Consider the following 973-nt stretch of genomic DNA (forward strand, 5'->3'; position numbering starts at 1 on the left):
TCGGCAAGAGTCTGCTTATCTCTACGCTGGAGACTTATTTCAGCGGAAAGAGGGAGATGTTTGAGGGACTGAAGATTGCGGAACTGGAAAAGGAATGGGCGGTACATCCAATATTGCATCTGGATCTGAACACGAAGAGATATGAGGACAAGGCTTCGCTATTGGCTATTCTGAACATGCACCTTGAGATGTGGGAGGCTGAATACGGTGACGAAAAGAAAGACAGGTCGCCGGAGGAAAGGTTTATGTACGTGATAAGGCGTGCGTATGAGAAGACAGGGAAGCAGGTGGTTATCCTGGTGGACGAGTACGACAAACCGATGCTGCAGGCCATAGATGACGAGGAGTTGCAGAATGAGTACAGGAGTACGTTGAAGGCTTTCTACGGGGCTCTGAAGTCGATGGACAGATATATCAGGTTCGCCCTGCTTACGGGGGTGACGAAGTTCGGAAAGGTGAGTGTGTTCAGCGACCTGAATAATCTGAGGGATATATCGATGGAGTTTGCATATATCAGCATTTGCGGTATCACGGAGGAAGAGCTGCACTCCGAGTTCAAGGAAGGCGTAAAGGAGCTGGGGGCAGCAAATGATATGTCGGAAGAGGAAACGAAAGCGGAACTGAAGGAGCTGTATGACGGGTATCACTTCAACGAGGATTGTGTGGATATATATAACCCGTCAGGTTTAATGATTACTCTGGATTCTAAACAGTTAATGAGTAATTGGATAGAGGTTGGAACGCCTTCGTTTCTGGTGAAAATGCTTAAAAAGAGAGATTCTGACTTTGGAGATTTGGAAGGGGTTGAGATAGACGGCAGTCTGCTGGATAGTAACGATACTGCATCGAAAAATCTTATTCCGTTGATTTATCAGAGCGGGTATCTGACGATTAAAGATTACGATAAGAAATCGAATATCTACAAGCTGGGGTTCCCGAACAAGCATGTGAAGAATGCCTTCATGACATTGAT

At 46.0% G+C, this 973-nt stretch carries 1 protein-coding gene; it reads left to right on the plus strand.

The features are described from left to right. A partial coding sequence (locus H6A27_RS14400) for an ATP-binding protein (RefSeq protein ID WP_204509187.1) occupies window positions 1-973 on the plus strand: 973 nt, incomplete at both ends.

Origin of the sequence: Bacteroides caecigallinarum (genome assembly GCF_016902295.1) — a bacterium.
Classification (GTDB): Bacteria; Bacteroidota; Bacteroidia; order Bacteroidales; family Bacteroidaceae; genus Phocaeicola; species Phocaeicola caecigallinarum_A.